Annotated in this window: 5 protein-coding genes; 2 read left to right on the top strand and 3 right to left on the bottom strand. The window is 67.8% G+C overall.

What is annotated here, in order from left to right:
- The coding region (locus tag ACTHL4_RS00465) for a hypothetical protein (protein ID WP_440280760.1) at positions 1-255 on the bottom strand (255 nt) is incomplete at its 3' end.
- Positions 256-497: 242 nt separating this feature from the next.
- Here ACTHL4_RS00465 and ACTHL4_RS00460 point away from each other — a divergent pair.
- The gene (locus tag ACTHL4_RS00460; RefSeq protein WP_440280759.1) at positions 498-863 is read left to right on the top strand and encodes a sterol carrier family protein; all 366 of its coding nucleotides are present in this window, start codon (positions 498-500) and stop codon (positions 861-863) included.
- 23 nt (positions 864-886) lie between these two features.
- Positions 887-1,756 carry an LLM class flavin-dependent oxidoreductase gene (locus ACTHL4_RS00455; RefSeq protein WP_440280758.1) on the top strand — a complete coding sequence of 290 codons (870 nt, stop codon included), beginning with the start codon at positions 887-889 and terminating at the stop codon, positions 1,754-1,756.
- Here the strand turns inward: ACTHL4_RS00455 and ACTHL4_RS00450 are convergent.
- Entirely contained in the window at positions 1,749-3,362 is a 1,614-nt protein-coding gene (locus ACTHL4_RS00450) for a glycoside hydrolase family 10 protein (RefSeq protein ID WP_440280757.1), read from the bottom strand. The two genes, ACTHL4_RS00455 and ACTHL4_RS00450, sit on opposite strands and share 8 nt — an antisense overlap.
- 93 nt (positions 3,363-3,455) lie before the next feature.
- A partial coding sequence (locus ACTHL4_RS00445; RefSeq protein WP_440280756.1) for a sunset domain-containing protein occupies positions 3,456-4,232 on the bottom strand: 777 nt, incomplete at its 5' end.

Below are 4,232 nucleotides of genomic sequence, written 5' to 3'. Positions count from 1 at the left end.
GGATCCGACCAACCGCGTCGTGGCCTGACGGGCGATCCGGCGCCGGTCGTCCGCGTCGCGTTGTTCGGCATGGGCCTGCATCACCAGCCGGGCTTGGCGGGCACTGATCGCGTTGCGCAGCTCCTCCAGTGCTCGCATCTCGGCCCACGGGTCATCGGTGGCGACTGGGTCGTCCAACCGGTCGTGGAACGCCCGGACCACGACGGCATCGAGCGTTGCGGCGCCTCGCGCGCTGCCCGATCCGGTATCGTTCATGTGTTCGATTATGCCATGAATCATCAGCGCTGGCAATGGTTTTCGATGGCGAATGTTGTCCACATACCCTGTGATTGTCCATAGGTGAAGGTCTGCTGGTTTGACGGCCGGCGGTCTCGATGCACCTTCCCCCGCTGCGTTTCTCCGGCACTCGACCCGCGGCGTGGGTTCCTCCGGCACTCGACCCGCGGCGTGATCGTGCCCGCTGCTGCGGGAGGATGACTCCACGAGAGGAGTGATCGATGGCGGCGAGGAAGATCGACGCACAGGAGGGTCGTGCGGCGGTGCTCGCGTGGTGCGCAGATCCGCAGGTGGGACGGACTGTGCTCGCGACGGCCGTGCGCTTCAGCCTGCAGGAGCTCGCGTTGCAGGCGCCCGGTCGCAGCGTGGAGGTGCGCGTGCCGCCATACGGTGCGGTGCAGGTCATCGAAGGCCTCACCCATCGTCGTGGCACACCGCCGAATGTCGTGGAGCTGAGCGCTGATTCGTGGCTGAAGCTGGCTGTCGGCGACATCTCGTGGGAGGACGCCGAGCGCGACGGTGCGGTGTCCGCGTCCGGTTCTCGTGCGGATCTGTTGCCCTACCTGCCGTTGATCCGTCGCCCGTAGTCGCACCCGCATAGGCTGCCCTCATGCGCGTAGGCATCACCATTCTTCCCGAAGCCCGTTGGGCCGACATGGAGCCGCAATGGCGTGCGGCCGAAGAACTCGGCTTCGATCATGCCTGGACCTACGACCACCTGGTCTGGGGCGGTCTGCCCGACTCGCCGTGGTTCGGCACCACGCCGACCCTGACCGCCGCGGCTCTGGTGACCTCGACGATCCGGTTGGGAACATTCGTCACCTCGCCGAACTTCCGGCACCCCGTCACGTTCGCGCGTGACGTGCTGGCCCTCGACGACATCTCCGGCGGCCGGTTCATCTGCGGGATGGGTCGCGGCGGTGACCTTGACTCCGAGTTGCTCGGCGAATCACTGAGCGTGCGCGAACGCACCGATCGGTTCGGCGAATTCGCCAGACTGCTCGATCGGGTCCTCACTGAGGACCACGTCACGTATGACGGCAGGTTCTTCAGCGCGCACGACGCGCGGAACCTGCCCGGCTGCGTGCAACAACCGCGGGTGCCTTTCATCATCGCCGCGAATGCGCCCAAGGGGATGCGCCTTGCCGCAGAGCTCGGGGACGGCTGGGTCACCTACGGCAAACCCACTGAGAACGAAGACGACTGGTGGTCCGGGTTGCGCGAGTCGAGCGAGCGCATGAGTGAAGCCCTGGCGGTGGCCGGTCGCGACGGCACGACGTTCGAACGTCATCTCAACGCCGACGGTTCACGGGGATCGGTCTACGAGAGCGTCGATCGGTTCGAGGACGCGGTCGGTCGGGCACGGGAAGCAGGGTTCACCGACCTCATCACCCACTGGCCCCGCTCCGACAAGCCCTACGCGGCAACGATCGACGTGCTGGAAACCGTTGCCGCGCAGGTGCTTCCCAGGATCAACTGACCGCGACCCCGGCGCTCTCGTTGCCAGCCCTGTCGACGGCGCTCACGACATACACGTGAGTCCCGGAGCCGGCGTCGCCGTCGGTCCAGCTGTTGCTCCGTCGGTCCGCGGGTATGACGGCCGCGAGATATCGAGCGTCGGCGAGATCGCGGCTCTTCGCGTGAGAATGACTGTGCTGCAATGGGATTCGGTAGATCGCGAAGTGCGCCGTGTCGCGTGACCCGGTGCCCCACCGCAGCGTGTCAGCATGTCGAGTCAGGTCGTCGACCCGCGCGGGCGCACGCCGCTTGAGCCGAGGAGTGACCGGCAGCAGCGCAGGCTTGGAGTACCACTTCTCGTCCAGCAGGGTCGTTGCGCCCAGTTCGTCGTTGCGCACGGGAACTGCGGAGAAATAGATGTTGCCGTCGACCTGCGGGTAGGAGGCATTCAGTTGAAGGTGCGAGGAGAGCTCTTCGGGGTTCAACCAGTGCGGATCGACCGCACCGTTGGTGTTGACCTTGTATGTCGCCTGCCCGATGTAGAGGTGCACCGGCGTGTGGTCCACGACGTCGGACCACCAGTCGACGAGTGTGGCGTAGTCGGCAGGTGCGAAACCGATCGACCAATAGATCTGCGGGCAGATGTAGTCGATCCAGCCCTTCTTCACCCAGCCCCGCGTGTCGGCATACAAGTCGTCGTAGGTCTCCACCCCGGCGGTGGTGTCGGAGCCGATCGGGTCGGTCGCCTTATTGCGCCATACGGCGAACGGCGAGATCCCGAACTGGCACAACGGTTTCGACTTCTTGATCCGGCGGCCGAGACGGACGATCAGGTCGTCGATGTTCGAACGGCGCCAGTCATCGAGGGACATGCCGTTGCCGTACTTGGCGTATTGCTCCTCGTCGTGGAAGACCTTGCCGGCGGCGGGGTAGGGATAGAAGTAGTCGTCGAAGTGCACCGCGTCGATGTCGTAGCGCTCGACGGCGTCCATGATGGCGTCCTCGACGAACCGCCGGACGGCCGGCTCACCGGGGTTGTAGTAGAGCTTTCCGCCGTACGGCAGAGCCCACTCCGGGTGCTGCCGCGCGGGATGCGAGGGGACGAGGGTGCTCGGGACCTCGGTCATGGCGACGCGGAACGGGTTGAACCACGCGTGCAGCTCCAGGTTGCGCTTGTGCGCCTCCTCGACGGCGAAGCCGAGCGGGTCGTAGCCGGGGTCTGTGCCCTGTTCGCCGGTCAGCCACGCCGACCAGGGCTCGTAGGGCGACGGCCACAACGCATCGGCGGTCGGACGCACCTGCAGCACGACGGCGTTGTGTCGCTCCGCGGCGGCCAGGTCCAGCCAGGCGATGAGTTCGGCCTGCTGCTGCGCGGCGGACAGGCCCGGCTTCGACGGCCAGTCGATGTTGGCGACGACGGACACCCAGAACGCGCGCAACTCGTGCTTCGGCATCGTCGGGTCGGTGGGGTACTGGCCGGGGCGCGGCTGTGGCACCACGTAGTTGTGGCTACCGCGCGGACTGGCGTCCGCGGCGCAGGTCGTTCCCGCAGCCACGAAGGGCGCAGCGGCGACGCCGAGCAGCACGCTGCGGCGGCCCGGTTTCTTCGGCAGGTGGTCGATCGACATGTCGGCTCCTTGGTCCTGGGAGGGGTATGCCGACTCTGTCACCGCAGCCCATGCTGTAGGTGGTTTACGCGCTATCGATCTTGAAGGAAATTCCTAACGCTGCGACGGATCCCAGTGCCGGAAGCCCGCTGCAGCAGCGGTCGTCTCGTCGCGGAAGTAGACCTCAGCCTCGGTCGAGTCGTATGCCGGCGATGCGGTCGAGTGGAAGATCATCGTGTCGGCGTTGCCCTTGACCCAGCCGTCCGGCCCGGACCCGTCCTCGGCCGGGGCCGCCGAGCCGGGACCGAACGGCCCGTCGGCGCCCTCGGGGTCGTCCGCGTCCGCATCCTCGTCGGTGGAAGCGTCCTCGGCCGGAGTGCCACCGAATGCGGCCAAGGGCAGTGGCGGCGTGTCCCAGTCGTCGGCGCCGGAGGTCGGTGTCGATGGTGCGGGCTCCGGGCGTGGCTCGGGTTCGGTGACCGGCTCGGCAGGCTCGGGTTCGGTGGCCTCGGGTTCGGTGGCGGCGGGTGTCTCTTCGAGTGCGGGTGGTGGGGTGTCCCAGTCGTCGGCGGCGGAGGTGGCCGCGGGTGTCTCTTCGAGTGCGGGCGGCGGGGTGTCCCAGTCGTCGCCGGCCGAGGTCGGTGTCGATGGTGCGGGCTCCGGGCGTGGCTCGGGTTCGGTGGCCGGCTCGTCGGCCTCGGGTTCGGTGGCCGCGGGTGTCTCTTCGAGTGCGGGCGGTGGGGTGGCCCAGTCGTCGGCGGCGGAGGTGGCCGCGGGTGTCTCTTCGAGTGCGGGTGGCGGGGTGTCCCAGTCGTCGCCGGCGGAGGTGGCCGCGGGCGTCTCGTCGAGTGCGGGCGGCGGGGCGTCCCAGTCGTCGCCGGCGGAGGTGGC

Source organism: Flexivirga sp., assembly GCF_051955415.1.
GTDB lineage: Bacteria > Actinomycetota > Actinomycetes > Actinomycetales > Dermatophilaceae > Flexivirga.
This window is presented reverse-complemented; position numbering and strand designations above follow the sequence as displayed.

What these genes read in the sequence shown, in the direction of transcription:
- ACTHL4_RS00455 (WP_440280758.1), top strand. Translation starts at nt 887, where the DNA reads ATGCGCGTAGGCATCACCATTCTTCCCGAAGCCCGTTGGGCCGACATG.
- ACTHL4_RS00450 (WP_440280757.1), bottom strand. Translation starts at nt 3,362, where the DNA reads ATGTCGATCGACCACCTGCCGAAGAAACCGGGCCGCCGCAGCGTGCTG.
- ACTHL4_RS00460 (WP_440280759.1), top strand. Translation starts at nt 498, where the DNA reads ATGGCGGCGAGGAAGATCGACGCACAGGAGGGTCGTGCGGCGGTGCTC.